The organism is Klebsiella planticola (assembly GCF_000783935.2).
Taxonomy (GTDB): domain Bacteria; phylum Pseudomonadota; class Gammaproteobacteria; order Enterobacterales; family Enterobacteriaceae; genus Klebsiella; species Klebsiella planticola.
In genome coordinates, this window is the sequence record NZ_CP026047.1 from 4,997,708 (window position 1) to 5,024,453 (window position 26,746).

28 protein-coding genes and 1 other annotated feature are annotated in these 26,746 nt (G+C 51.6%); of the genes, 9 read left to right on the plus strand and 19 right to left on the minus strand.

Annotated features, from left to right (window positions below):
• Positions 1-132: 132 nt before the first annotated feature.
• Positions 133-258: a sequence feature (Phe leader region), on the minus strand.
• The 7 genes from pheM to MC50_RS24105 all read right to left on the minus strand — a co-directional run bounded on the left by pheM (position 209) and on the right by MC50_RS24105 (position 5,269).
• Positions 209-253, minus strand: a complete 45-nt coding sequence (gene pheM, locus MC50_RS28735; RefSeq protein ID WP_153053952.1) for a pheST operon leader peptide PheM — start codon at positions 251-253, stop codon at positions 209-211. (Overlaps the previous feature by 45 nt.)
• Positions 259-376: 118 nt before the next feature.
• Complete coding sequence (rplT, locus tag MC50_RS24080; protein ID WP_004102963.1) at positions 377-733, minus strand: 50S ribosomal protein L20; 357 nt, start codon at positions 731-733, stop codon at positions 377-379.
• Positions 734-784: 51 nt separating this feature from the next.
• Positions 785-982 (minus strand): 50S ribosomal protein L35, encoded by a 198-nt coding sequence (gene rpmI / locus MC50_RS24085; protein WP_001124225.1) that lies wholly within the window; start codon positions 980-982, stop codon positions 785-787.
• A gap of 96 nt (positions 983-1,078) precedes the next feature.
• The gene (gene infC / locus MC50_RS24090; protein WP_049267827.1) at positions 1,079-1,621 is read right to left on the minus strand and encodes a translation initiation factor IF-3; all 543 of its coding nucleotides are present in this window, start codon (positions 1,619-1,621) and stop codon (positions 1,079-1,081) included.
• Positions 1,622-1,624: 3 nt separating this feature from the next.
• Positions 1,625-3,553 (minus strand): threonine--tRNA ligase, encoded by a 1,929-nt coding sequence (gene thrS, locus MC50_RS24095; RefSeq protein ID WP_032697383.1) that lies wholly within the window; start codon positions 3,551-3,553, stop codon positions 1,625-1,627.
• Between the two features lie 453 nt (positions 3,554-4,006).
• Complete coding sequence (locus MC50_RS24100) at positions 4,007-4,240, minus strand: YdgH/BhsA/McbA family protein (protein WP_015584102.1); 234 nt, start codon at positions 4,238-4,240, stop codon at positions 4,007-4,009.
• Between the two features lie 270 nt (positions 4,241-4,510).
• Positions 4,511-5,269 (minus strand): DUF481 domain-containing protein, encoded by a 759-nt coding sequence (locus MC50_RS24105; protein WP_004863367.1) that lies wholly within the window; start codon positions 5,267-5,269, stop codon positions 4,511-4,513.
• Positions 5,270-5,694: 425 nt separating this feature from the next.
• Between MC50_RS24105 and pfkB the strand changes: the two genes are divergently transcribed.
• From pfkB to MC50_RS24120, 3 genes are all read left to right on the plus strand, one after another.
• A complete protein-coding gene (gene pfkB, locus MC50_RS24110) occupies positions 5,695-6,627 on the plus strand; it encodes a 6-phosphofructokinase II (protein ID WP_047665114.1) in 933 nt (310 codons plus the stop codon).
• An 89-nt stretch (positions 6,628-6,716) separates the two neighbouring features.
• Positions 6,717-7,001: a type V toxin-antitoxin system endoribonuclease antitoxin GhoS gene (ghoS, locus tag MC50_RS24115; protein ID WP_004863372.1), complete on the plus strand. Its 285-nt coding sequence runs from the start codon at positions 6,717-6,719 to the stop codon at positions 6,999-7,001.
• Positions 7,002-7,106: 105 nt separating this feature from the next.
• Positions 7,107-7,979, plus strand: a complete 873-nt coding sequence (locus MC50_RS24120; RefSeq protein ID WP_032687127.1) for a fructosamine kinase family protein — start codon at positions 7,107-7,109, stop codon at positions 7,977-7,979.
• Positions 7,980-7,999: 20 nt separating this feature from the next.
• Here the strand turns inward: MC50_RS24120 and tonB are convergent, their stop codons facing one another.
• Positions 8,000-8,743, minus strand: coding sequence for a TonB system transport protein TonB (tonB, locus tag MC50_RS24125; RefSeq protein WP_032687126.1), 744 nt, complete (start codon positions 8,741-8,743; stop codon positions 8,000-8,002).
• A 210-nt stretch (positions 8,744-8,953) separates the two neighbouring features.
• Between tonB and MC50_RS24130 the strand changes: the two genes are divergently transcribed.
• Positions 8,954-9,250, plus strand: a complete 297-nt coding sequence (locus MC50_RS24130; RefSeq protein ID WP_004863379.1) for a YciI family protein — start codon at positions 8,954-8,956, stop codon at positions 9,248-9,250.
• A gap of 47 nt (positions 9,251-9,297) precedes the next feature.
• Here the strand turns inward: MC50_RS24130 and MC50_RS28600 are convergent, their stop codons facing one another.
• Positions 9,298-9,471 (minus strand): YciY family protein, encoded by a 174-nt coding sequence (locus MC50_RS28600; protein ID WP_004863385.1) that lies wholly within the window; start codon positions 9,469-9,471, stop codon positions 9,298-9,300.
• Between the two features lie 144 nt (positions 9,472-9,615).
• Here MC50_RS28600 and cls point away from each other — a divergent pair, with 144 nt between their 5' ends.
• On the plus strand, positions 9,616-11,076 hold the full coding sequence (gene cls, locus MC50_RS24135; protein ID WP_004863387.1) for a cardiolipin synthase: 1,461 nt from the start codon (positions 9,616-9,618) through the stop codon (positions 11,074-11,076).
• Positions 11,077-11,110: 34 nt separating this feature from the next.
• The gene (locus MC50_RS24140) at positions 11,111-11,440 is read left to right on the plus strand and encodes an HI1450 family dsDNA-mimic protein (protein ID WP_004863389.1); all 330 of its coding nucleotides are present in this window, start codon (positions 11,111-11,113) and stop codon (positions 11,438-11,440) included.
• A 74-nt stretch (positions 11,441-11,514) separates the two neighbouring features.
• On the opposite strand, the gene MC50_RS24145 is transcribed toward MC50_RS24140, so the two are convergent.
• The 7 genes from MC50_RS24145 to MC50_RS24175 form a co-directional block, all read right to left on the minus strand.
• On the minus strand, positions 11,515-12,348 hold the full coding sequence (locus tag MC50_RS24145; protein WP_032697386.1) for an ion transporter: 834 nt from the start codon (positions 12,346-12,348) through the stop codon (positions 11,515-11,517).
• A 46-nt stretch (positions 12,349-12,394) separates the two neighbouring features.
• Positions 12,395-13,399: a murein tripeptide/oligopeptide ABC transporter ATP-binding protein OppF gene (gene oppF / locus MC50_RS24150; protein WP_032697387.1), complete on the minus strand. Its 1,005-nt coding sequence runs from the start codon at positions 13,397-13,399 to the stop codon at positions 12,395-12,397.
• Positions 13,396-14,409 carry an ABC transporter ATP-binding protein gene (oppD, locus tag MC50_RS24155; RefSeq protein WP_047665116.1) on the minus strand — a complete coding sequence of 338 codons (1,014 nt, stop codon included), beginning with the start codon at positions 14,407-14,409 and terminating at the stop codon, positions 13,396-13,398. The genes oppF and oppD overlap by 4 nt, the downstream gene beginning before the upstream one ends.
• Before the next feature lie 11 nt (positions 14,410-14,420).
• Positions 14,421-15,329, minus strand: coding sequence for an oligopeptide ABC transporter permease OppC (oppC, locus tag MC50_RS24160; RefSeq protein ID WP_032687122.1), 909 nt, complete (start codon positions 15,327-15,329; stop codon positions 14,421-14,423).
• Positions 15,330-15,343: 14 nt separating this feature from the next.
• On the minus strand, positions 15,344-16,264 hold the full coding sequence (gene oppB, locus MC50_RS24165) for an oligopeptide ABC transporter permease OppB (protein ID WP_004863406.1): 921 nt from the start codon (positions 16,262-16,264) through the stop codon (positions 15,344-15,346).
• Positions 16,265-16,348: 84 nt separating this feature from the next.
• The gene (gene oppA, locus MC50_RS24170) at positions 16,349-17,980 is read right to left on the minus strand and encodes an oligopeptide ABC transporter substrate-binding protein OppA (protein ID WP_032697388.1); all 1,632 of its coding nucleotides are present in this window, start codon (positions 17,978-17,980) and stop codon (positions 16,349-16,351) included.
• Between the two features lie 753 nt (positions 17,981-18,733).
• Positions 18,734-19,381 carry a YchE family NAAT transporter gene (locus tag MC50_RS24175; RefSeq protein ID WP_004863410.1) on the minus strand — a complete coding sequence of 216 codons (648 nt, stop codon included), beginning with the start codon at positions 19,379-19,381 and terminating at the stop codon, positions 18,734-18,736.
• Between the two features lie 475 nt (positions 19,382-19,856).
• On the opposite strand from MC50_RS24175, the gene adhE reads away from it, so the two are divergent.
• Positions 19,857-22,535: a bifunctional acetaldehyde-CoA/alcohol dehydrogenase gene (adhE, locus tag MC50_RS24185; protein WP_004863415.1), complete on the plus strand. Its 2,679-nt coding sequence runs from the start codon at positions 19,857-19,859 to the stop codon at positions 22,533-22,535.
• A 78-nt stretch (positions 22,536-22,613) separates the two neighbouring features.
• Positions 22,614-22,799: a hypothetical protein gene (locus tag MC50_RS24190; protein ID WP_047665127.1), complete on the plus strand. Its 186-nt coding sequence runs from the start codon at positions 22,614-22,616 to the stop codon at positions 22,797-22,799.
• Between the two features lie 91 nt (positions 22,800-22,890).
• On the opposite strand, the gene tdk is transcribed toward MC50_RS24190, so the two are convergent.
• Complete coding sequence (gene tdk, locus MC50_RS24195; RefSeq protein ID WP_015584099.1) at positions 22,891-23,508, minus strand: thymidine kinase; 618 nt, start codon at positions 23,506-23,508, stop codon at positions 22,891-22,893.
• 559 nt (positions 23,509-24,067) lie between these two features.
• On the opposite strand from tdk, the gene hns reads away from it, so the two are divergent.
• The gene (hns, locus tag MC50_RS24200; protein WP_004863421.1) at positions 24,068-24,475 is read left to right on the plus strand and encodes a histone-like nucleoid-structuring protein H-NS; all 408 of its coding nucleotides are present in this window, start codon (positions 24,068-24,070) and stop codon (positions 24,473-24,475) included.
• 118 nt (positions 24,476-24,593) lie between these two features.
• Here hns and galU read toward each other — a convergent pair whose 3' ends face one another.
• Together galU and rssB are read right to left on the minus strand one after the other, a co-directional pair.
• Positions 24,594-25,496 (minus strand): UTP--glucose-1-phosphate uridylyltransferase GalU, encoded by a 903-nt coding sequence (gene galU, locus MC50_RS24205; RefSeq protein WP_032687120.1) that lies wholly within the window; start codon positions 25,494-25,496, stop codon positions 24,594-24,596.
• Positions 25,497-25,692: 196 nt separating this feature from the next.
• Positions 25,693-26,706 carry a two-component system response regulator RssB gene (gene rssB / locus MC50_RS24210; protein WP_032687119.1) on the minus strand — a complete coding sequence of 338 codons (1,014 nt, stop codon included), beginning with the start codon at positions 26,704-26,706 and terminating at the stop codon, positions 25,693-25,695.
• Positions 26,707-26,746: the final 40 nt, after the last annotated feature.

The following is a 26,746-nucleotide window of genomic DNA, read 5'->3' on the forward strand; positions in this document are numbered from 1 at the left end:
TTATTTTATTCTGACTATTTCGAGTTACAGGCGGCGCCGGGCCGCATGGCACTTAGCGCAGAAAACCGCTGTCGCCGGATGCGCGCTCAGCCCACGCACCTGCAGCTTGAAATAGAATGAACACGTTCATATACGAAAAAAGCCTCCACAGTGGGAGGCTTTCTGGCGCTGTTTTCCGTTTCTTCTTTCACGCGCTAGCCTCCTGAGTTCAGGTGCTAAAGTGAAAAAAGAAGCGGAAAATAGCAGCATTCATGCTTGCATTACCTTGTCTGGTACGAAACGTAAGACCTGTATTGAAAAGCTTACGGCAATAAAAGTCAATGTATTGATGGTGTTGAAACGAAAAGAGGGAGACAAGCTCCCTCTTTCAACTGGCTTATGCCAGAGCTGCTTTCGCTTTTTCGACCAGCGCGGTGAACGCTAATTTGTCGAATACGGCGATGTCAGCCAGGATCTTACGGTCGATTTCAACAGAGGCTTTTTTCAGGCCGTTGATGAATTTGCTGTAAGAAATACCGTTCTGACGTGCTGCTGCGTTGATACGCGCAATCCACAGTTGACGGAACTGACGCTTTTTCTGACGACGGTCACGATAAGCGTACTGACCAGCTTTGATAACAGCCTGGAAGGCAACGCGGTATACGCGAGAACGCGCACCGTAGTAGCCTTTAGCTTGTTTCAAAATTTTCTTGTGACGTGCACGGGCAACTACACCACGTTTTACGCGAGCCATATGTGCTCTCCTGTATCTATTCTAATTAAAAAGTTTAAAAGGGTTAACGACTTATGCGTACGGCAGGCACGCGATTACCAGGCCCAGATCGCCTTTGGAAACCATGGCTTTCGGACGCAGGTGACGTTTACGCTTGGTAGCTTTTTTAGTCAGAATGTGACGCAGGTTAGCGTGCTTGTGCTTAAAACCACCTTTACCGGTTTTTTTGAAGCGCTTAGCAGCACCGCGTACGGTCTTAATTTTTGGCATTTTAATAACTTCCACTTCGCATTGTTAATAAACGAAACATAGGCGAACAACGCCTGCGAAGCCTGAGGGCTCCACAGGAGTTGCTACTTGAAGGCCTTACTGTTTCTTCTTAGGAGCGAGCACCATGATCATCTGGCGGCCTTCGATCTTCGATGGGAAGGATTCGACCACTGCCAGTTCACTCAGATCGTCACGGACGCGGTTAAGCACTTCCATACCGATCTGCTGGTGAGCCATCTCACGACCGCGGAAACGCAGCGTGATCTTAGCTTTATCACCCTCTTCCAGAAAGCGAACCAGGCTGCGGAGTTTTACCTGGTAGTCGCCATCATCGGTGCCAGGACGGAATTTGATTTCCTTAACCTGGATAACTTTTTGCTTTTTCTTCTGTTCCTTAGAAGACTTGCTCTTTTCATAGAGGAATTTGCCGTAATCCATAATACGACAAACCGGCGGCTCGGCGTTAGGGCTGATTTCGACTAAGTCTACTCCGGCTTCTTCAGCTTTTTCCAGAGCTTCTCTCAGACTCACAATACCAAGCTGCTCGCCTTCCAGACCTGTTAAGCGAACTTCTTGCGCGCGAATTTCGCCATTAATACGATTCGGACGCGCCGTTTGAACTCGTTTTCCGCCTTTAATACCTTATTCCTCCAGTTGTTGAAGACTGCGGCTGCGAATCTCTTGTTGCAGCTTTTCGATCACTTCATTTACGTCCATGCTGCCGAGGTCTTTACCACGACGGGTACGCACGGCCACTTTGCCGGCTTCGACTTCTTTGTCGCCACAGACCAACATATACGGGACACGACGTAAAGTGTGCTCGCGGATTTTAAAGCCAATCTTCTCATTTCTCAAGTCCGCTTTTACCCGAATGCCCGCATTTTGTAGTTTACGAGTCAATTCGTTAACGTATTCAGACTGAGAATCGGTAATATTCATCACCACGACCTGCACCGGCGCAAGCCAGGTTGGGAAGAAGCCGGCAAACTCTTCGGTCAGGATGCCAATAAAGCGCTCCATGGACCCCAGAATGGCGCGGTGAATCATTACCGGTACCTGACGCTCGTTATTTTCGCCCACATAAGAGGCGCTTAAACGCTGCGGCAGAGAGAAGTCCAGCTGTACAGTACCGCACTGCCATGCACGATCGAGGCAGTCATACAGAGTAAATTCAATTTTCGGACCGTAGAACGCGCCTTCACCCAGTTGATATTCAAACGGGATATTGTTTTCTTCCAGCGCGACCGCCAGATCCGCCTCAGCACGATCCCAGGTCTCGTCGCTTCCGATACGTTTTTCCGGACGAGTTGAGAGTTTGACGACGATTTTCTCGAAGCCAAAAGTGCTGTACATATCGTAGACCATACGAATACAGGCGTTGACTTCATCACGGACCTGATCTTCAGTACAGAAGATGTGGGCATCATCCTGCGTGAAGCCACGTACACGCATCAGACCATGCAGCGCGCCCGAAGGCTCGTTACGATGGCAGCTACCGAATTCCGCCATACGCAGCGGCAGATCGCGGTACGATTTCAGACCCTGATTAAAGATCTGCACGTGACCCGGACAGTTCATCGGCTTGATGCAGTATTCACGGTTCTCAGAAGAGGTGGTGAACATCGCATCTTTGTAGTTGTCCCAGTGCCCGGTTTTTTCCCACAGCACACGGTCCATCATGAACGGGCCTTTTACTTCCTGGTACTGGTACTCTTTCAGCTTGGAGCGCACAAACACTTCCAGCTCGCGGAAGATTGTCCAGCCGTCGTTATGCCAGAAGACCATACCCGGCGCTTCTTCCTGCATATGATACAGGTCGAGCTGCTTGCCAATCTTGCGATGGTCACGTTTGGACGCTTCTTCCAGACGCAGCAGATGCGCGTTAAGCGCTTTTTTATCTGCCCATGCGGTACCGTAAATACGCTGCAACATCTTGTTGTTGCTGTCGCCGCGCCAGTACGCGCCTGCGGTTTTCATCAGTTTAAAGTGATGACAAAAACGCATATTCGGCACGTGCGGTCCACGGCACATGTCGACGTACTCTTCATGATGATACAAGCCAGGCTTGTCATCATGGGCGATATTTTCATCAAGAATGGAAACTTTATAAGTTTCGCCACGCTTCACAAAGGTTTCACGCGCTTCGTGCCAGCTGACTTTCTTCTTGATGACGTCATAATTCTTCTCGGCGAGCTCGTGCATACGTTTTTCGAGCGCGTCGATATCTTCCTGGGTCAGCGTATGATCGAGATCGACATCATAATAGAAGCCGTTATCGATAACCGGGCCGATAGCCATCTTAGTGTTTGGCCACAGCTGCTTAATCGCATGACCGAGCAGATGCGCGCAGGAGTGACGAATGATTTCCAGACCGTCTTCATCTTTTGCGGTAATGATGGAGAGGGTTGCATCGTTTTCGATGAGGTCGCTGGCGTCGACCAGCTCACCATTCACTCGTCCAGCGATCGTAGCTTTCGCCAGGCCTGGACCGATATCCAGAGCAACATCCAGCGGGCTAACGGCGTGGTCAAAATGGCGTTGGCTGCCATCAGGAAGCGTAATTACAGGCATTTTATGTCCTTATTTGCAGTGGTGCCCCACACGAAAGAGCACATACAAAACAATATAATAATAATTATCAACAAGTTATAGCTCAGTTCCCGCTTCACTCTGCGAAATATGAGGACGACCGTTTACCGAACCGTTCCCACCTGCAGCCGCCTGTTGATAACACCGGCCCTTAGTTTACACATCATTAGTGCGTGTTAAAAGTCAGAACAAGATAAATGGTGGCGGTCAGGGATAAAACAAGGGGGACAGAAATCATGCGCTGGATATTCAGCCACAGGAACAACATGCCGGGACGACGGATGAAAATAGAAAAACAGCTCGCGCCACAACAGGTAATGGCAAGAAATAGCAAAGTGGAAGAATCGCCTTGACCACTCTTCAGGAAATAAACCGGTACATCTCTACCCGGCTTTATATCCCCTGAAGCGTCATCATATTATCTACAGATGAAAATCAGGACCACTCGCCGGCAACAAGGGTATGGACATTAAATGCATCATCCATAGAGTGACCCGTTGATTGTGAACCGGGAGCAATATTTGATCCGGCTTCAACATCAGTAGCTTTGGCAATACCGACCTGCGTATGGTCGGTGTTGCCTGGCTGCGGGACCGGGTTAGCGGCGAATGCGCCAAAAGACAGGGTGCACAGCATCACAGCCGCAGTCGCGATTTTGCTATTTTTCATGATGGTGATTCTCTTATTTACTGAAGGTAGTCCGGCAAAGATCTCATCTTCGTCGATAGTCAACAGTATAGATCCCGATCACACTTTTGTCCGACTAAATATTTAGCTATTTGTGTCAAATTATCTGCAGAGTTGTCAGGAAAAAATGAATTATGAGGAAATTATGGAGTTATTTTCTTTTTATAAAAAACAAAACAAAAGACCAAAAATAATAATGCCAGCGGTTGTGAATTTTAAAACAATCAGGCCGGTTTCCCGGCCTGAAATAAATTACATCTTATAACCCAGAGACAGCGTCGTGCGGCGGTCGGTATGATTCGGTGCCGATGACGGCGGCTCGGAGTTCCAGGTCAGGTTGTAGGCAACCCGCAGTGCAAAATGCGCATTGATAGCGACGTTCAGGGCACTTTCCGAGTTCAGCGTCGTGTCCTGGGCACCAAACACCGACACCCCTTGGGTGAACTTGGTGTTATCGGTCATCTGCCAGGCCCAGGTACCGGAAGCATAGCCCAGCGGCTGGGTATCATTATCGCCATCGGTATACTCGTCATAGCGCACGCCAGGACCAAATTCAAAGCGCAGGCTGTGGACCGGACCGTTCAGAATCTGGCGACCATAACCCGCGGTTAAAACGTCGCGTTGTTGGTAGCCATTATAGCGGTCAGTCAACCAGCTGGCCTGGCCAAACACGTAGTTGCTGTCGGTCAGGTTGTAGCGACTACGGCCGCCAACCGCGTATTTTTCGGAGGAGCGCTGATCGTTGGACGATGTGTTGCTGGCGTTACCCCACAGCGACCATGCCGTCGTATCGCCGTACCAGGTCAACGTAGAATCCGCGGTCATTGAAGAACTTTTCGTATTTCCGGACTGCGCCAGATAACCGGCGTTAACCGCACCTTCGAAAGGTTTTTTGGCAGTGGAAGGGTCATCCATAACAGTAAAAACGGAATCATCGGCCAATGCGTGCGCAGACGCAAAGAGCCCCCCCGCCAGCAATGCCGCTGCGGGTACTGTCTTCAAAAGCTTCATTTAATTTAGAGTCCGTACAACAAAAAGAGAGACCCAGCTGGTCCCGGAAACTTTCGCAAGGATCGCTATACGCGTCATCCTTCAGGCTACTTCTTTGCTGGCGTCACTAAGACATCCCCTACACAGCATGAACTGTGCTTTCGTGGGATGGCTTCCCTCGCCGCCTCGACGCATCTTGAATGATATTTGTATCTTGCAGGTCCAATGAAAGGCAAAGAATTATAAAAAAGCACGATTAACATAGCAATCAATTACTATTTCATTTTTTGAATAAGACAGCTCTTAGAACAATCTTTATTTCATAAAGATAAAAATAAAAATAAAAAGCGCTTTACAAATCGCGACCGGCAATCGCTTCCCCTTCCCGGTAAGAAGTGCCATTCTTAAAAACACAACAGCTTAACCCGTATCATGGAGGAAATTAGATGACCAAAATCTATACGCTAACGCTGGCTCCCTCACTCGACAGCGCAACGCTGACACCGCAAATGTATCCTGAAGGAAAACTCCGCTGCAGCGCACCGGTTTTCGAACCCGGCGGCGGCGGTATCAACGTCGCACGTGCCATCACCTTTCTCGGTGGTAACGCAACGGCCATCTACCCGGCCGGTGGCGCCACCGGCGAACACCTTACGGCGCTGCTCACTGCAGAACAGGTCCCGGTTGAGCCTGTCGAAGCGCGAGACTGGACGCGGCAAAATCTGCATGTGCACGTGGGCGCCAGCGGCGAACAATACCGCTTCGTGATGCCTGGCGCCGCCTTAACGGAAGAGGAGTTCCGTCGTCTCGAAGAAAAGGTTCTGGCAATCGAGAGCGGCTCATTGCTGGTGGTGAGCGGCAGCCTGCCGCCTGGCATCGGCGTTGATAACCTGACTCAGTTAGTCAAAAGCGCGCAGCGTCACGGGCTTCGCTGCATCATTGATAGTTCGGGCGAGGCGCTGGCTGCCGCTCTTGATGTCGGTAATATTGAACTCGTCAAGCCTAACCAAAAAGAGCTGAGTGCCCTGGTGGGGCGCGATCTGAGCCAACCCGATGACGTTCGACGTGCGGCGGAGGAGCTGATTCGTTCGGGTAAGGTCCGCCGGGTTGTCGTCTCACTCGGCCCACAGGGTGCGCTGGGGGTAGATGCCAGCGGCAGTGTACAGGTCGTACCGCCGCCGATGAAAAGCCAAAGCACTGTTGGCGCCGGCGACAGCATGGTCGGCGCAATGACCCTGCGCCTGGCGGAAGATGCCAGTCTGGAGGATATGGTCCGCTTCGGCGTCGCCGCCGGTAGCGCCGCCACCATTAACCAGGGTACCCGTCTGTGCTCGCTGGAAAACACGCACAAAATCTATACTTACCTGTGCGGTCGCTAGTTCCCCTTCCCTCTGCTGACGCAGAGGGAGTCGCCAAATCATCATCATGGTCTATGCTGAAAATTCCATGGATTACAACAGGGTGAAAAATGAGCACAGAAATTGTTACCCGCGTCGTCACGGTTAACTTTCAGGAAGAGACGCTGACTGAAATTAACGAGCTAAGTAATCATCTCACCCGCGCAGGATTTACTCTTGTGCTGAATGACGAAAACGGCAAGGTCCATGAACTGGGTACGAATACCTTTGGCCTGATTTCCGCGCAAAGCGCCGACGAGGTCAAAGCGCTTAGCGCCGGATTGGCGGAAACGGCGCTGGGTCGCCCCGTTGATGTTACCGTCACCACATTTGCCGAGTGGTTGAAAGCTCAATAAGTGCGATTCGTGCAGCGGAGCGCGCCAGTTGTGCGTCAGTTCGAATTTTACACCGGGGTTATGGGCTAACCTTATGAAATGGTGGAAAACAAGGGGAGAGACAGCATGTGGCAAGCTATCAGCACGTTGTTAAGCGACTGGCATTCCGAAACAGCTGAAATCGAACTTCGCAACGAACTGCCCGGCGGTGAAATTCATGCGGCCTGGCATTTACGTTTCGGCGGACGGGACTACTTTGTTAAATGTGATGAGCGCGAGCTTCTGCCTATCTTTACCGCTGAAGCAGACCAGCTTGAGCTGCTGTCGCGGAGTAAAACCGTTAGCGTTCCGCAGGTTTATGCAGTTGGCAGCGATCGCGACTACAGTTTCCTGGTCATGGAATATCTGCCCCCTCGCCCGCTGGACGCGCACAACGCCTTCTTACTCGGTCAGCATATTGCGCATCTGCATCAGTGGAGCGATCAGCCGCAGTTTGGGCTGGATTTTGATAACGACCTTTCCACCACGCCGCAGCCCAACGCCTGGCAACGCCGCTGGTCGACTTTCTTTGCCGAACAGCGTATCGGCTGGCAGCTGGAGCTGGCTGCCGAAAAAGGGCTCAGCTTCGGTGATATCGACAGCATCGTCGATAATGTGCAGCAGCGTCTGAGCAATCACCAGCCTCAACCGTCATTGCTACATGGTGATTTGTGGTCGGGGAACTGCGCGCTAGGACCCAACGGCCCCTACATCTTCGATCCCGCCTGTTACTGGGGAGACAGAGAGTGCGATCTGGCGATGCTGCCGCTGCACCCTGAACAGCCACCGCAGATCTACGATGGCTACCAGTCAATATCGCCGCTGCCCTCCGGTTTCCTTGAGCGTCAGCCGGTTTATCAGCTCTACACGTTGTTAAACCGGGCGATTTTGTTCGGCGGTCAGCATCTGGTGACGGCACAGAAAGCGCTGGATGCGGTATTAATGGAAAAGGCCCCATAAGGGGCCTGATTACAACACGGTCAGCTAATCTCTACGCCCTTCAGACGGAATTTGATCGTCATGGTGACGCCGGTTCCTGGTTTGCCCGCTTCATAGCGCCATTTGCGCAGCGCGTTTTTCACATCGCGTTCAAACATGTTGGCTGGCTGCGCAGAGAGAATTTCTACGTTATCCACCCGCCCATCTGGCGTGACATCAAACTTGACGCGAACAGAGCCTTCAATGCGCAACGCCTGGGCACGTGCCGGGTATGCCGGCTGGTTGCGGCTTAGCGCTCGCGGGCCGCTCGGCGCGGTCAGAGTCGGTTTCGCCGTTGCCGGTGCGGCGTTCGGCTGCGTACGCGCTGGCGCGGTATTGGTCGTTTCAAACGGTGAAGCCACGCGCGTTTCCGCCGGTTTCACATCACGCTTCGGCTGCTCAACCTTCTTCTCCGGCTTCGGCTTCGGTTTAGGCTTCGGCTTCGGTTTGGGTTCGGGCTTGTGAATGACGACCGGTGCTTCTTTTGGCGGCTCCGGTTCCGGCACGACTTCCGGTTCAGGCTCCGGTTCAACAACGGGTTCCACTACCGGCTGCGCGGCCTGAGGCGGTTCGAGATCTGCCGGCGCAACCATCGTAATTTCGATGGGTTGCGAAGGAGAGGGCCGTTCAATAACCTGATGTACCGAGGTATAAAGCAACCCCGCCACAACGGCACCGTGGATAGCCACGGACAGCAGCGTCGGCCACGGGAAGCGGCGAGGTAAATCAAGGGTCATTGCGCTCATAGTCGTTTCTGTTGAAAAATGATGCCCCGATTTTAAATGCAAATAGCAATCATATTCAATAAGCCTTGTTATCTTGCATCAAAATTTGCCCCGTTTTGTGGGAAAAATTTTCTGAAGCATGGCATTTTAAGCCGGTACGCATCTTTACATTGCAGTCAACGACGGATTCACTTAACGTGATTCGCCTGTTTATTGATAAGGAGCCTTGCCGTGCTTTACGTTATCTACGCTGAAGACATTGCCGATTCTCTGGAAAAACGCTTGTCGGTACGTCCCGCCCACCTGGCACGTTTGCAGCTGTTACAAGATGAAGGTCGCCTGTTGACCGCCGGGCCAATGCCTGCCGTCGACAGTAATGAGCCTGGCGCCGCCGGGTTTACTGGCTCAACGGTCATTGCGGAATTTGAATCACTGGAAGTCGCAAAAGCATGGGCAAATGATGACCCTTACATCGCGGCTGGCGTGTATCAGAACGTCTCCGTGAAGCCTTACAAGAAAGTATTCTGAGATCGTCCGACAGCAAAACAGAGGCACCGTAAACGGTGCCTTTTATATCAGTACTCAGTGAAGACAAACAGCAGGGAACCACGTTGTCGTTTCACCAGTTCCTTCCTGATGGAGAGGATGCGCATGTTGCGGCGCGATTGGGCTTCCAGCCAGCGGGACTTGCGGCGACTCACCTGTCTTAGCATGCGCCAGCGCCCTACTTCCGTTCTACTACGCTTCATTGCTACTACTCTACAAGTGAAAAACAGACCACATTATAAACCCATGAATCTGGCTGACCAACGCTTTCGCTGCGTTTTTATTTGCCAGATGGATGTTGATGCGTAAACTCATGACATAGAGTTATTCAAAAGGATTTTTCATCTATGACAACCTTTTACACGGTGGTGAACTGGCTGGTCATCCTCGGTTACTGGTTACTCATCGCCGGTGTAACATTACGCATTCTGATGAAACGGCGCGCCGTACCTTCAGCAATGGCGTGGTTGCTGATTATCTATATTCTTCCGCTGGTTGGTATTATTGCCTATCTCTCATTTGGCGAGCTGCACCTGGGTAAACGTCGTGCGGAACGGGCCCGGGCGATGTGGCCCTCCACCGCCAAATGGCTTAACGATCTCAAAGCCTGCAAACATATTTTTGCCGAGGATAACAGCCCGGTCGCCGAGTCGCTGTTTAAGCTCTGCGAACGCCGTCAGGGGATCGCCGGCGTTAAGGGCAATCAGCTACAGCTGTTGACCGAATCTGATGACGTGATGCAGGCGCTGATGCGCGATATCCAGCTGGCGCGGCACAATATTGAGATGGTGTTTTACATCTGGCAACCTGGCGGCATGGCCGATAAGGTCGCGGAATCGTTGATGGCGGCGGCGCGGCGCGGCGTTCACTGCCGCCTGATGCTTGATTCCGCCGGCAGCGTCGCCTTTTTCCGCAGCCCGTGGGCAGCCATGATGCGTAACGCTGGTATCGAGGTGGTCGAAGCGCTGAAGGTCAACCTGATGCGTGTTTTTCTGCGCCGTATGGATCTGCGCCAGCACCGCAAAATGGTGATGATTGATAACTATATTGCCTATACCGGCAGTATGAACATGGTCGACCCGCGCTTCTTTAAACAGGATTCCGGCGTCGGGCAGTGGATTGATCTGATGGCGCGGATGGAAGGCCCGGTCGCCACGGCGATGGGCATCGTCTACTCCTGCGACTGGGAAATTGAAACCGGCAAACGTATTTTACCGCCGCCGCCGGATCTCAATATTATGCCCTTTGAAGAAGCCAGCGGACACACGATTCATACCATTGCTTCTGGCCCCGGTTTCCCGGAAGACCTGATTCATCAGGCGCTCCTCACCGCCGCCTATTCCGCCAAAGAACATCTGATCATGACCACCCCTTACTTCGTGCCCAGCGACGATCTGCTGCATGCTATCTGCACCGCGGCGCAACGCGGGGTCGACGTCAGCATTATCCTGCCACGTAAGAATGATTCGCTGCTGGTTGGCTGGGCCAGTCGGGCCTTCTTTACCGAGCTGCTGGCGGCCGGGGTTAAAATTTATCAGTTTGAAGGCGGCCTGCTGCATACCAAAAGCGTACTGGTCGACGGCGAGCTCAGCCTGGTCGGTACCGTGAATCTCGATATGCGCAGCCTGTGGCTTAATTTCGAAATCACGCTGGTCATTGACGACGTCGGATTCGGCGGCGATCTGGCGGCCGTTCAGGACGATTATATTTCCCGTTCGCGCCTGCTGGACGCGCGGCTGTGGTTAAAACGACCGCTCTGGCAGCGGATCACCGAGCGACTGTTTTACTTCTTCAGTCCGTTGCTGTAAAACGTGCCAATCAGATGTTTAACGGGTAGCAATCATGGATATGGATTTAAACAATCGCCTGACCGAAGACGAAACGCTTGAACAAGCTTATGACATCTTCCTGGAGCTGGCTGTCGACAACCTCGATCCGGCGGATGTCATTCTGTTTAACCTGCAGTTTGAAGAACGCGGCGGCGCCGAGCTGTTTGACCCCGCGCCGGACTGGGAAGAGCATGTCGATTATGACCTCAACCCGGACTTTTTCGCCGAAGTCGTGATTGGTCTTGCCGATACCGATGGCGGCGAAATTAACGATATCTTTGCGCGTATTCTGCTGTGCCGTGAAAAAGACCATAAGCTGTGCCATATTCTGTGGCGTGAATAAGCCTCTCCCATACTAAAGCACAAAAAACGGCAGACGGTCACCACACCGCCTGCCGTTTTATTTTTCTTCCCCGACTATTCCGGCAGTTCACTCCCGCAGGCGTTGCAAAAACGCGCATTTTTATCATGCGCGGCGTGCTGACAGTTTGGACACACGCGCGCGCGGCGATGTTGTAATGCGCTGGTCATATGCGTGGTGATAAGCCCGGTCGGGATGGCGATAATGGAATAGCCGATTAAGATCAGAACCGAGGCCAGAATTCTGCCGATCGGCGTATGCGGAGTAATATCGCCATACCCTACCGTCGTAATGGTCACAATCGCCCAGTAGACCGACGCATTTAAGGTGGTAAACCCATACTGCGGCCCTTCAATCAGATACATCAGCGAACCAAAGATAACCATCACGATGGCAATAAAGGAATAAAAGAGGATCAGCTGATGGCGGGCGCTAACGATTGCCGCCCAGAAAATATTCAATGACGGCATAAAGCGCAGCAGTTTAAGAATACGCAAGCAGCGAATCGCCCGCATCGCCCGCCACGCAAAGACATAATTGAGGCTCATTTCCGGCCACATCCACATCACATAGAGCGGCAGGATGGTGGCTAAATCTATCACCCCCCAAAAGCTGAAAATATAGCTGAAGGGTTTCGGCCAGCTGATAATACGCAGGAAATATTCGAGGGTAAAAACAGCGGTGACAAACAGCTCCAGCCAGACAAAAATGTGCCATTCATCAAACGTCAGGTGATATTGCGTACCCAGACCGGACTCAATAAAAATCACCAGCACGCTCAAAAGCGCAAAAATACCGCACAGGCCTTCAAATCGTCGTCCGGAACGACGGGTTTGATCGAAGAGTAAATGATACAACCGCTGGCGAGCGGCGTGAAAATGAACAGCCACGTTTAACCTCGCAAAAAAAAGGGCTGACCTACGTCAGCCCCAGAGATTATAACGGGTCTACCTTCAGGCAGGAAACCGCATGTCGGAAACTCCCCTCCAGCACCGGCCGCGTTTTCGCACATTCTGGCCCGGCGATGGGACAACGCGTACGGAAAACACACCCCGACGGCGGGTTAATCGGCGACGGCAGCTCCCCCTCCAGCAGCTGGATGGTTTTGTTCTTTTCCAGATCCGGGTCCGGAATCGGCACCGCGGACATCAGCGCTTTGGTATAGGGGTGCAGCGGATTGTGGTACACCTCATCATAAGTCCCCAGCTCCACCGCATGGCCCAGATACATCACAAGAACGCGATCGGAAATATGCTTCACCACCGCCAGATCGTGAGCGATAAAGATCAGCGACAGCCCCATTTCGCGCTGCAGCTGCTGCAGCAGGTTAACGACCTGCGCCTGAATCGAAACGTCCAGCGCCGAAACCGGCTCATCGCAGATAATCAGCTTCGGCTCGAGAATCAGCGCACGGGCGATACCGATACGCTGGCACTGGCCGCCGGAAAACTCGTGCGGATAGCGGTTAATCAGGTTCGGCAACAGACCCACTTTCATCATCATCGCTTTCACCCGGTCACGGACTTCCTGACGCGACATTTTGGGATGATAGGTGCGCAGCGGCTCGGCAATAATTTCGCCGATAGTCATACGCGGGTTGAGCGAAGCCAGCGGATCCTGGAAGATCATCTGGATATCGCTGCGAACATCGCGCCACTGTTCCTGCTTCATGCCTAACAGATCTTTGCCAAGCCAGGCGACTTTGCCGTCGGTCGCCTTCACCAGACCAATAATTGCCCGGGCAAAGGTCGACTTGCCGCAGCCGGATTCCCCGACCACGCCCAGCGTTTCGCCCTCGTAGAGACGCAGCGTGACGCCATCCACCGCTTTCAGCGTTTTGGACGGCTGCCAGAACCACTGTTTGCCATCCTTAATATCAAAGTGGACTTTCAGATCGGCAATTTCGAGCAGGACTTTTCTTTGTTCCGTAACGGCGTTCATAGCAGATCCCCTACCGGTTGAAAGCAGGCGCGCAGGCGGCCCGGTGCAAACTCCTCCAGAGGTGGAGCACTATGACAAATCTCCATCGCATGCGGACAACGCGGCTGGAACGGGCAGCCTTTCGGCAGACGCAGCAGGTTTGGCGGGTTGCCCGGGATGGTCAACAGCGACTCGCCCTCGGCGTCCAGACGCGGAACCGCGTTCAGCAAGCCGATAGAGTACGGATGGGAAGGATGATAAAAGACATCTCGCGCCATGCCGTATTCCATGGTCCGCCCGGCATACATCACCAGCACTTTATCGCAGATCCCGGCGACGACTCCAAGATCGTGAGTAATCATAATGATCGCCGTATTGAACTCGCGCTTAAGCTCATTCAACAGGGTCATGATTTGCGCCTGAACCGTAACATCCAGAGCAGTTGTCGGCTCATCGGCAATCAGCAGTTTAGGCCGGCACAGCAGCGCCATCGCAATCATCACGCGCTGACGCATCCCGCCGGAGAATTCGTGCGGATACATTTTCATGCGCTTACGCGCTTCCGGCATCTTAACCGCATCCAGCATCTTCACCGACTCTTCAAAGGCTTCGGCTTTTCCCAGACCTTTATGCAACATCAGGACTTCCATCAGCTGCTCACCCACCCGCATATACGGGTTCAGGGAGGTCATCGGGTCCTGGAATATCATGGAAATTTGTTCGGCGCGAAGCTTATTCAGCTCGCGCTCCGGCAGATTGAGAATCTGACGGCCGTTAAACAGAGCCGACCCGCCAATCTGACCATTGGAGGCCAACAGGCCCATTGAAGCAAACGCGGTCTGCGACTTACCGGAACCCGATTCGCCGACGATGCCCAGCGTTTCCCCGGCCCGCAGGTTAAAATTGAGGTCATTCACCGCCGTGACATCGCCATCAGGCGTTTTGAACGTGACGCGGAGATCTTTGACATCCAGCAGCAGGCCGGATTGTTGCTGTGCCTGCGGCGCTTTTGCCGTTTCAATTGTGCTCATGACGGCGCTCCTTAGCGATCTTTCGGGTCGAGGGCATCACGCAGGCCATCGCCGATAAAGTTAAAACAGAACAGCGTAACCACCAGGAACCCCGCTGGAAACAGCAGCAGCCACGGCGACACTTCCATAGAGTTCGCGCCATCGCTGAGCAGCGCACCCCAGCTGCTCAGCGGTTCCTGAGTACCCAGACCAAGGAAGCTTAAGAAGGATTCAAACAGGATCATGCTCGGAACCAGCAGAGAGGCGTACACCACCACCACGCCCAGTACGTTAGGCACGATATGCCGAACCACAATACTGAATGTTGAAACACCGCCGACCTGCGCCGCTTCGATAAACTCTTTGCGCTTCAGGCTCAGCGTCTGGCCGCGAACAATACGCGCCATATCCAGCCAGGAGACCATGCCGATGGCAACGAAAATCAGCAGGATGTTCTGGCCAAAGAAGGTGACGAGCAGGATAACGAAGAACATGAACGGAAAGGAGTTGAGGATCTCCAGCAGACGCATCATCACGGAATCGACTTTGCCGCCCAGGTAGCCGGAAAGTGAACCGTAGAGCGTACCAAGAACCACCGCCACCAGCGCCGCAGCCACCCCGACCATCAGCGAGATACGCCCGCCGATAGCGACGCGAACCAGCAGGTCGCGGCCGGAAGAGTCGGTACCAAAGTAGTGGCCGGATGTCGTATCCGGCGCACTGGACATCATGCCCCAGTCGGTATCGAAGTAGGAGAACTGCGATACCATCGGTGCAATAGTCACGAACAGTGCGATAATCACCAGCACAATCAGGCTGGCAACGGCGGCACGGTTATGCATAAAACGACGGCGGGCGTCCTGCCATAAACTACGTCCTTCGACTTCCAGCTTTTCACTGAAGTTTTCCAACGCCTCGTTGCTTTTCTTACTTAACATCATGGCGAACTCCAGCCTCAATAGCGAATCTTCGGATCGATAACGGCATACAGCACGTCAACAATCGCGTTAAACAGAATAGTCAGCGCGCCGACCAGAATGGTCAGGCTCAGCACCAGCGAATAGTCGCGGTTAAGCGCGCCATTCACAAACAGCTGACCAATCCCCGGAAGACCGTAGATCGTTTCGATGACCATTGAGCCGGTGATGATCCCCACAAATGCTGGCCCCATATAAGAAAGAACCGGCAGCAGAGCGGGTTTCAGCGCATGACGCAAAATAATGCGCCGCATCGGCAGCCCTTTCGCGCGCGCGGTGCGGATAAAGTTGGAATGCAGGACCTCAATCATTGAACCGCGGGTAATACGCGCGATACTGGCGATATAGGCTAACGATAAGGCCACCATCGGCAGAATCATAAATTTCAGCGCCCCGCCGTTCCAGCCGCCGCCGGGCAACCAGTGCAGCGTGATGGCGAATATCATCACCAGCAGCGGCGCAACCACGAAACTGGGTATCACCACGCCGGTCATTGCCACCCCCATGACCGCATAATCCCATTTTGTATTCTGCTTCAGGGCCGCAATAACCCCTGCCGTCACGCCGAGAACGACCGCCAACAGGAAGGCGGCAAGCCCTAATTTAGCGGAAACCGGGAAGCTCGACGCCACCAGATCGTTTACCGAATAGTCTTTATATTTAAAAGAGGGACCGAAATCACCGTGCGCCAGCTGCTTCAGATAATTGAAGTACTGGGTCATGATGGGGTCGTTTAAATGGTATTTAGCTTCAATATTCGCCATCACTTCCGGCGGCAGCGTGCGTTCACCGGTAAATGGACTTCCCGGCGCCAGACGCATCATGAAGAAAGAGATCGTAATAAGAATAAATAGCGTCGGAATCGCTTCCAGACAGCGACGAAAAATAAATTTTAACATTGCCCGTACCTTCTGGCCTGTGCCTATCGAGTGCGATGAATTCAGACACGGTGGGGCAAGCGTCGCCTGCCCCACGTATTGCCATTAATGTTTGATAATATAAAGGTTTTTAACGTAGATATTATCTAACGGGTCTTTACCGGTATAGCCGCCCACCCACGGTTTAACCAGACGGGCGTTGACGTAATAGAAGACCGGCACGATCACAGAATCTTTATCGAGCTGCTGTTCTGCTTGCGCATACAGGTCGGCACGCTTCGCGTCATCATTAGTTTGTAATGTTTCGGCGATGATTTTATCGAAAGCCGGGCTCTTATAATGAGAGGTGTTATTTGAGCTGTCGCTCAGCATCGTATTCAGGAATGAGGTTGGTTCGTTGTAATCCGCACACCAGCCGGCACGCGCCACGTCGAAGGTCCCCTGATGACGGTTATCGAGGAAGGTTTTCCATTCCTGATTTTCCAGCTTGACGTTAGCCCCCAGGTTTTTCTTCCAGATGGACGCCACGGCAATAGCCAGTTTTTTATGCAGATCGGAAGTGTTATACAGTAAATTAAAGGTCAGGGGTTTATCAGCGGTATATCCGGCTTCCGCCAGCAGTTTTTTCGCTTCTTCGTTACGCTTGTCCTGAGACCAGGTAAACCATTCTGGTTTGACAACTTTCATGCCATCGGTATACGGCGGGGTATAGCTGTAGGCCGGCAGGTCGCCCTGATTCTTCACTTTATTAACGATAATATCGCGATCCAGCGCCATTTTCAGCGCGGTACGGACGCGGACATCGGTAAACGGTGCTTTCTGGTTATTAATTTCGTAGTAATAGGTGCAGAGATACGGATCGACATGCACTTCTTGCGGGATCTCTTTTTTCAGTTTCTGGAACAGTTCAATCGGCATGTTGTTATAGGTCATGTCGATTTCGCCGCTGCGGTAGCGGTTAACGTCGGTAACTTCGGAAGAGATCGGCAGGTAGGTAACCTGATTAATGACGGTTTTCGCGTTATCCCAGTATTGCGGATTGCGCTCAAGCACAATACGTTCGTTAACGACCCAGTCTTTCAGCTTATAAGCGCCGTTAGTCACGATATTGGCAGGCTGGGTCCATTTCTCGCCGTATTTTTCGATGGCGGCTTTCGGCACCGGAGAAACGGATGGGTGAACGAGGAGTTTATAAAAATAAGGAACCGGTTCGCTCAGCGTGACTTCGAAGGTTTTATCATCAATCGCTTTTACGCCCAGATCGGTGATCGGCTTTTTGCCCGCGATAATGTCATCAACATTCAGCAAGTGGCCATATTGCAGATAGCTTGCGTAAGGTGAAGCGGTTTTCGGATCCGCCAGACGCTGCCAGCTATAGACGAAATCTTGCGCGGTAACCGGCGTGCCGTCCGACCATTTCGCATCTTTGCGCAGATGGAAGGTCCAGACTTTAAAATCTTTATTATCCCAGGATTCTGCGGCCCCAGGGATCGGATGGCCTTGAATATCGCCAATCACTAACCCTTCAAACAAATCGCGGTTAATGTTGGATTCCGGAACGCCTTCAATTTTATGCGGGTCCAGGGATTGCACTTCCGCGCCGTTATTACGTACCAGCGATTGTTTATCCGCCAGCTGCACCCCTGCAGGTACATCCGCTGCCATAGCAACATTCGCGGTAATTAGCGCAGACAAAATCCCCGCGGCTACCAGACTTTTTTTGGTGATGATGGTCATTGTGTTGTTACTCCATTCATTATAATTACTGGCTATTTAACCAGCCTGTTTTTTTCCCCTAACGGGATTCTGTACAGTGCAGGAGTTTATGCTGCTGTCAGACTTTACTACTTGCTATCACCGACTTATTTATTACGGCCGCTCAAACGGCGACCTTGGCGTCGATTCTTTTATCCCCTGTGGCGGGGCGGTTTCAGCCGCAACGAGTTATTTAATAATAATTCTCATTTACGTATATTGTTCAGTGAGCGATCACGGCGGAAAGTACCAAAAGGCCATCTCATCCGCCAATGCAATTTGCAAATATGTTACCGGATTCTCTTTTATGGTTTTCTCTACGCCGCTATCTTGCCCTGTCTTGCGACGAGAAAATCATTAAAGAATTTAGTTTTCATACAGATACTGTCAACAGCCCGTTATGGATGCCGCGGCACCACGCTGAGATGCATTTTTGTACGAAAATTTAACAATCGGTTATTATTTAGCACATTCATCTGCCCCGGTTATGAAATTACTAATATCATTTCAATTATGCGACGGCAAGCACCAGAGAATGATGTGAAGAAAATAACAGTGGCAAGGGGGTGATAAAAAGAGAGGAAACGTTCGGGAAGTTACATAATTAGCTGATAAATAACAATATTTAAAGACATTACGGAAAGCTATCTTATCGCGTGTTATCCGCTTAATTGATATGTTTTGCTAATAATGAAGCAAACGCGGAGCACCGGGCTCCGCATCGCGCGGGCTCGTTTAACTGACCAGGCCAGGAAACAGCGCTTTTATTCCGGTGACGATAAACTCAATCCCCAGCGCCATCAGCAATAGCCCCATAATACGCGTGATGACGTTGATACCCGTCTGCCCTAACAGGCGCACCAGCCACGGCGCCATGCGAAAAATCCCCCAGCAGCATAAGGCAAACAGGGCAATGGCAAGGGAAAAACCCAACAGGTAGGTTACCGTGTGGTAGCGCGTTCCCCAGACGATAGTCGAGCTGATTGCGCCCGGCCCTGCCATCAACGGCAGCGCCAACGGCACGACGCCAATACTTTCACGAATTGCGGTTTCTGATTTTTCCTGCTTGTTTTGCTTATCCTCGCCGAGTTTGCCGCTGATCATCGACATCGCAATCGTCACGACCAGGATCCCGCCGGCAATACGGAATGAGTCAATAGAGATGCCGAAAATTTGCAAAATCGAGTCACCGAGAAAAAGCGACGTCAGCAGAATAATGGCAACCGAAAGATTCGCCGTCAGGTTGGTCTTATTGCGGATCACGGCCGTCTGATAACTGGTCATACTAATGAAAACCGGGATGATGCCTACCGGGTTAACCAGCGCAAATAACCCGATGAAAAACTTGAAGTAAGTTGAAAAATCAAACAACGGTAGAGTCACAGTGCGCTCCGCAGCATCATTAAAAATGGCTGTTGACAGTTAGCCACATAAAATATTCGCGCAGAAGATACGCTTTTTAGCAGCATAATTCATCTCAAATATACGTACAGCGGCGACAAAATGGCATGTTATCTATTTGTTTCCCTCGGTTACTTATTCACTTAGTTTGCATACCAATTATTACACTTGATTTGACTGGTCAAAAAACAGACTGCTGAAAGGTGTCAGCTTCACGTAAACTTGATCTAAATCACGTAAATTGTACTCAGAAGTGAGTAACCTTGTTCACACCAAAAGAGTGCAGCATAGCGGTACCTGAGAATTAAAAAGATCAAGCTTCTTTAGTAAATCAATGAAGCCAGCGGCGCCAGAAACGGCACCTTAACATTTAGATGCAAGCTGTTAACAGCCTGTCTATACTGTCGAATCGAGCTACTGATTTACTAAAAAAGTTTAACATTATCAGGAGAGCATTATGGCTGTTACTAATGTCGCTGAACTTAACGCACTCGTAGAGCGCGTAAAAAAAGCCCAGCGTGAATATGCCAGTTTCACTCAAGAACAAGTTGATAAGATCTTCCGTGCCGCCGCTTTGGCCGCCGCAGATGCTCGAATCCCTCTCGCAAAAATGGCCGTAGCCGAATCTGGCATGGGCATTGTCGAAGACAAGGTTATCAAAAACCACTTCGCTTCCGAATATATCTATAACGCCTATAAAGATGAAAAGACCTGCGGTGTTCTCTCTGAAGACGACACTTTCGGGACTATCACTATCGCCGAACCGATCGGCATTATCTGCGGTATCGTTCCGACGACTAACCCGACTTCCACAGCAATCTTCAAATCACTGATCAGCCTGAAGACGCGTAACGCGATCATCTTCTCTCCACATCCGCGTGCGAAAGATGCCACCAACAAAGCGGCAGATATCGTTCTGCAGGCTGCTATCGCGGCAGGCGCGCCGAAAGATCTGATCGGTTGGATCGACCAGCCTTCCGTTGAGCTGTCTAACGCGCTGATGCATCACCCTGACATTAACCTGATCCTCGCGACCGGTGGTCCAGGCATGGTTAAAGCAGCTTATAGCTCCGGTAAACCAGCTATCGGCGTAGGTGCAGGTAACACTCCGGTCGTTATTGATGAAACTGCAGACGTTAAGCGTGCGGTCGCTTCCGTACTGATGTCTAAAACCTTTGATAACGGCGTTATCTGTGCGTCTGAGCAGTCAGTGGTCGTTGTTGACTCCGTCTATGACGCCGTTCGCGAACGTTTCGCCAGCCACGGCGGCTACCTGCTGCAGGGCAAAGAGCTGAAAGCCGTTCAGGACATCATCCTGAAAAATGGCGCGCTGAACGCGGCAATCGTAGGTCAGCCGGCATACAAAATTGCTGAACTGGCAGGCTTCACCGTTCCGGCTACCACCAAGATTCTGATTGGTGAAGTGACCGACGTTGATGAGAGCGAGCCGTTTGCTCACGAAAAACTGTCTCCGACGCTGGCCATGTACCGCGCGAAGAACTTCGAAGATGCTGTTGATAAAGCTGAAAAACTGGTGGCAATGGGCGGTATCGGTCATACCTCTTGCCTGTACACCGACCAGGACAACCAGCCGGCTCGCGTTGCCTACTTCGGCCAGATGATGAAAACCGCACGTATTCTGATTAACACCCCGGCTTCTCAGGGTGGTATCGGTGACCTGTACAACTTTAAACTCGCGCCTTCCCTGACTCTGGGTTGTGGTTCCTGGGGTGGTAACTCCATCTCTGAAAACGTTGGTCCGAAACACCTGATCAACAAGAAAACCGTTGCTAAGCGAGCTGAAAACATGTTGTGGCACAAACTTCCGAAATCTATCTACTTCCGTCGTGGCTCACTGCCAATCGCACTGGATGAAGTGATTACTGATGGTCACAAACGCGCGCTGATTGTGACTGACCGCTTCCTGTTCAACAACGGTTATGCAGACCAGATCACCTCCGTGCTGAAAGCATCCGGCGTTGAGACTGAAGTCTTCTTCGAAGTTGAAGCTGACCCGACCCTGAGCGTAGTACGTAAAGGTGCGGATCTGGCTAACTCCTTCAAGCCGGACGTTATCATCGCCCTGGGCGGTGGTTCCCCGATGGATGCCGCGAAAATCATGTGGGTCATGTACGAACATCCGGAAACCCACTTCGAAGACCTGGCGCTGCGCTTTATGGACATCCGTAAACGTATCTACAAGTTCCCGAAAATGGGCGTGAAAGCGAAGATGATCGCCGTCACCACCACTTCCGGTACCGGTTCTGAAGTTACGCCATTCGCAGTTGTTACCGACGATGCAACCGGTCAGAAATATCCGCTGGCTGACTACGCGCTGACTCCGGATGTGGCGATTGTCGATGCTAACCTCGTGATGGATATGCCGAAGTCCCTGTGTGCTTTCGGTGGTCTTGACGCCGTGACTCACGCCCTGGAAGCCTATGTTTCCGTACTGGCATCTGAGTTCTCCGACGGCCAGGCTCTGCAGGCGCTGAAACTGCTGAAAGAGTACCTGCCAGCGTCCTACCACGAAGGTTCTAAGAACCCGGTAGCACGTGAGCGTGTGCACAGTGCAGCGACTATCGCCGGTATCGCGTTTGCTAACGCCTTCCTCGGCGTATGTCACTCCATGGCGCACAAACTGGGTTCTCAGTTCCACATTCCGCACGGCCTGGCTAACGCCCTGCTGATTTGTAACGTGATTCGTTACAACGCGAATGACAACCCGACCAAGCAGACTGCATTCAGCCAGTACGACCGTCCGCAGGCACGCCGTCGCTACGCTGAAATCGCTGACCACCTGGGTCTGAGCGCACCGGGCGACCGTACCGCAGCGAAAATTGAAAAACTGCTGGCATGGCTGGAAAGCCTGAAGGCTGAACTGGGTATTCCTAAGTCTATCCGTGAAGCTGGTGTACAGGAAGCTGACTTCCTGGCCCACGTTGACAAGCTGTCTGAAGATGCATTCGATGACCAGTGCACCGGCGCAAACCCGCGCTACCCGCTGATCGCCGAGCTGAAACAGATTCTGCTGGATACCTTCTACGGTAACGAGTTCAGCGAAGGTGAAACTGCCGCGAAGAAAGAAACCGCAGCCGCACCAAAAGCCGATAAAAAAGCGAAGAAATCTGCTTAATCGACTCTGATAACGCTGGTAAAAAGCCCCATCTCCGGATGGGGCTTTTTTTTATCCCCTTCCGCCAGAGAAGATGAGATGAGCGATAGCAAACGCTTTTTCCTGATGCGCATTTGCGACCTGGGTATCCACGATACCGCTGGTAGAGGTTTGTTTTCGGCGGCACAGGAGCACAATCAGGGTAGCAACGCCCTCATGCCGTTGATACCCGGCCAGGAGAAGTCCATCACGGAACATCGGCAGCAGCAGGCATTTCAGGCGTAACCAGTTCTGGATAAAGGTCAGGGTATCGGTTCACGGCAGGAAGACGCAGCAGGCGCCATACAGGCGCCTGGGAGGGGAATGATCTGTACGATTAGCAGGGGCGATGTTTACTCTGCACCCGGGTCAGCGAGCCTTCACTTAAGGCTTCTTTATAATGTTTACGGCAAACGGAAACATAGCGTTCATTCCCGCCAATCACCACCTGCTCACCTTCATTATATGGCCGCCCTTCCTGATCGAGACGCAGTACCATGCTCGCTTTACGTCCGCAGAAGCAGATCGTTTTTAATTCAACCAGCTTATCGGACCATGCTAATAAATACTGACTACCAATAAACAACTCGCCACGGAAATCCGTACGCAGGCCGTAGCACAACACCGGAATATCCAGGCGATCGACGACTTCAGACAATTCATGTACCTGCTCGCGGGTCAGAAACTGACTCTCATCCACCAGGACACAATGAACAGGCTGTTGCGCATGTTCGGCCGCAATATCGCTAAAGAGCGAGGTTTGAGGGTTAAACAGCCGGGCTGGCGAGGAGAGACCAATTCTTGAACTGACCTTACCTGAACCAAAGCGGTCATCAATCTCGGCGGTATAAACCAGGGCACGCATGCCTCGCTCTTGATAATTGTATGACGACTGTAACAAAGCGGTCGACTTACCTGCATTCATTGCAGAATAGTAGAAATAAAGTTGAGCCATCGGCTGCATCACCCCAATCAGTGTGTTTTATCGCGGCAAAATTGTAGCATATTTTCCCGTGCTATCCCCCCTTTCAGCATGGGTATAGCGGCATACGCTATGCTCGTCCTCCCTGCTGATAGATTACGCTTTTTTAATTGAATGCGGGTGCCGGCAATTTGTACAGCCCTCCTTGTTGGCCCCCTACGATTGTCCTTTTGTGCGAATCGTAGCAAGCGCCAGCCCGCTATAACGTTTTTTGCTCACCCGATTATATTAAAGATTGCCGTTACTAATACGCTAATACTCAAGAGGGATATTTATCCCTGCAAAGTATAATTTTACTCCCGGGCAACAGAGAAAAGCATACTATCTCAGGGTTTTAGCGCAGGATTCAGGTCAGGCTATAAGCAAAAAAGATGTGAAGTCGCACGTAGAATTTAACTTAAATTAATTAATTACCACGACAAATAACAAGTAATTTTGAATTCCTTACATTCTCCCCTATTGCACATCTGATTATATCGCTCTATTATTACTCCAACAAACCACCCCACAATATAAGTTTGAGATTACTACAATGAGCGAAGCACTTAAAATTTTGAACAACATCCGTACTCTTCGTGCGCAGGCAAGAGAATGCACCCTTGAAACGCTAGAAGAAATGCTGGAAAAATTAGAAGTTGTCGTTAACGAACGTCGCGAAGAAGAAAGCGCTGCAGCTGCAGAAATTGAAGAGCGTACTCGTAAACTGCAACAATACCGTGAAATGCTGATTGCAGATGGTATTGATCCGAACGAACTGCTGAGCACCATGGCGGCAGTCAAAGCGGGTACCAAAGCTAAACGCGCTGCGCGCCCGGCTAAATACAGCTACGTTGATGAAAACGGCGAAACCAAAACCTGGACAGGTCAAGGCCGCACCCCGGCAGTGATCAAAAAAGCCATGGACGAGCAGGGTAAAACCCTGGACGATTTCCTGCTGTAATCGATCAGCTGTATTTGAAAAATCCCGCTTCGGCGGGATTTTTTTTATCTGCCGTCCGGCGATATAAAAAAACCGGGAAACGAAATTCGCTCCCGGTTTATCATTATGCTGAAAACGATTACTTAGCTACTGCTTTTTCCAGCCAGGCTTTAAAATCTGCGCCGAGGGATTTATGGCGCACGCCATATTCCACAAACGCCTGCATATAGCCCAGTTTATTACCGCAGTCGTGGCTCTTACCTTTCATATGATAGGCCTCAACCGTCTCTTTCTCGATCAGCATGTCGATCGCATCGGTCAGCTGGATTTCATCCCCGGCTCCCGGAGGCGTTTTTGCCAGCAGCGGCCAAATGTCCGCGCTCAGCACATAGCGACCGACGACAGCAAGGTTAGACGGCGCCACATCGGCTTTCGGCTTCTCAACCACACCCACCATCGGGACGCTTTCGCCCGGCTGCAGGGACTCACCTTTACAGTCGACAACGCCGTAGGCGGTAACATCAGCGACAGGCTCAACCATAATCTGGCTGGATCCTGTTTCATCAAAACGGGAGATCATTTCGGCCAGGTTATCACGGGAAAGATCCGACTCGAATTCATCCAGAATAACGTCTGGCAGAATAACCGCGACCGGCTCATCACCCACCACCGGGTGCGCGCACAGTACCGCGTGGCCCAGACCTTTAGCCAGACCCTGACGGACCTGCATAATGGTGACATGCGGCGGACAAATAGACTGAACTTCTTCCAGCAGCTGACGTTTAACACGTTTTTCCAGCATCGCTTCCAGTTCAAAACTGGTATCGAAATGGTTTTCGATGGAGTTTTTAGACGAATGGGTCACCAGAACAATTTCAGTAATTCCGGCTGCGATGCATTCGTTAACAACGTACTGAATTAAAGGCTTATCTACCAGTGGCAGCATTTCTTTCGGAATAGCCTTGGTGGCGGGTAGCATCCTGGTACCTAATCCCGCAACCGGGATAACAGCTTTTCTTACTTTAGAATTAAGGGCAGCCATTGAAATCTCCTGGACTGTTCGTTTTTTAAACTTTTCGTTAATAATAACGTGTCGAGTATATCAGTCCACTCAGGCAAACCTGGTCTGAAAAGGTTTGTGTTCCCTCGAATTAGGACTTTACTTATAAAACGCAATGATAGTACCACCGCAAAAGATTACCCGGTAATCCTACCAGCTTAAAAAAACAGGTAATTGTTCATTCCGCAGACAACATCAGTCGCAAACGCCCTCCGGCCCCCCAAATTTGGCACTGCCATGATGCGCAGCGCTGGCTAATTTGGTTGAGATAAGCGTTACCCAATGTCCCTAACGGAACGCCATTGCTAATCTGAATTTGATGTTCTCCGGTATTGAGTGTGCCATTCAGACCTGCGGATACCAATATCAAATTTTTCAGACCGCTATGGTAATAACCTACCAGCAATGGAAATTGCCCAGGTAAATTGGCCTGACGCAGTAATTGGTTAACCTGTTTCAACAGGCTCCCCATTTCCGGCAGGCGCTGCCCCTGATGGGCCAGCTGCTCCTGAAGCAATCCATTAAACAAAGCCCGCAGCAACAGCGCCGCCAGCACCCCATTATCTCCTGCTCGTGTGACATCCAGACAATAGAAGGCCAGATCATTTTCTGATAATGGCGCAATATCGAGCACCAGACCGGGTTTATCCGCCGACACCAGCTGACGATAATGAATACGGCACTTCGAAATTTCTTGCTGTACGGGAGGCTGAAGCTCCTGCAGCAGCCTTGACGCTGCGGTAGGGTCGCTAACCAGCGCGTCCCAGTCCTCAAACAACCGTTCTTCTTCCTCAACCCGCGAGTTGAACATATTGGGATACAGACAGGCATACACCGTTTCCCGCAGGCGGTTGAAATCTTTTACCGGCTTTAGCAACACATCCTGGACGCCAAGGCGCAACGCCCTGGCAATATCGGCCATATTTTCCGTTGCCGAAATCATCAGAATCGGCAGCGTTTCGCCCCGGTTGCGTAGCTGCTCCACCAGCTCAAGACCATTCATTCGCGGCATAGAGATGTCGCAAATCATCAGGTCGGGTTTGGACTCGGCCATCTTCTGGAGCGCTTCCACGCCATCCCCCGCCAGTGCCGTTGTCGCGCCCAGTGAGGTTAGCCAGGAGTGCAAGAGTGAGCGGAAAACGGCTTCGTCTTCAACTATCAGAATCAGTTTTCCCGCCAATGGCTGCGTCATGATCTCTCCTCTGGCTGACGATAGTTAAATAGTGGCATGC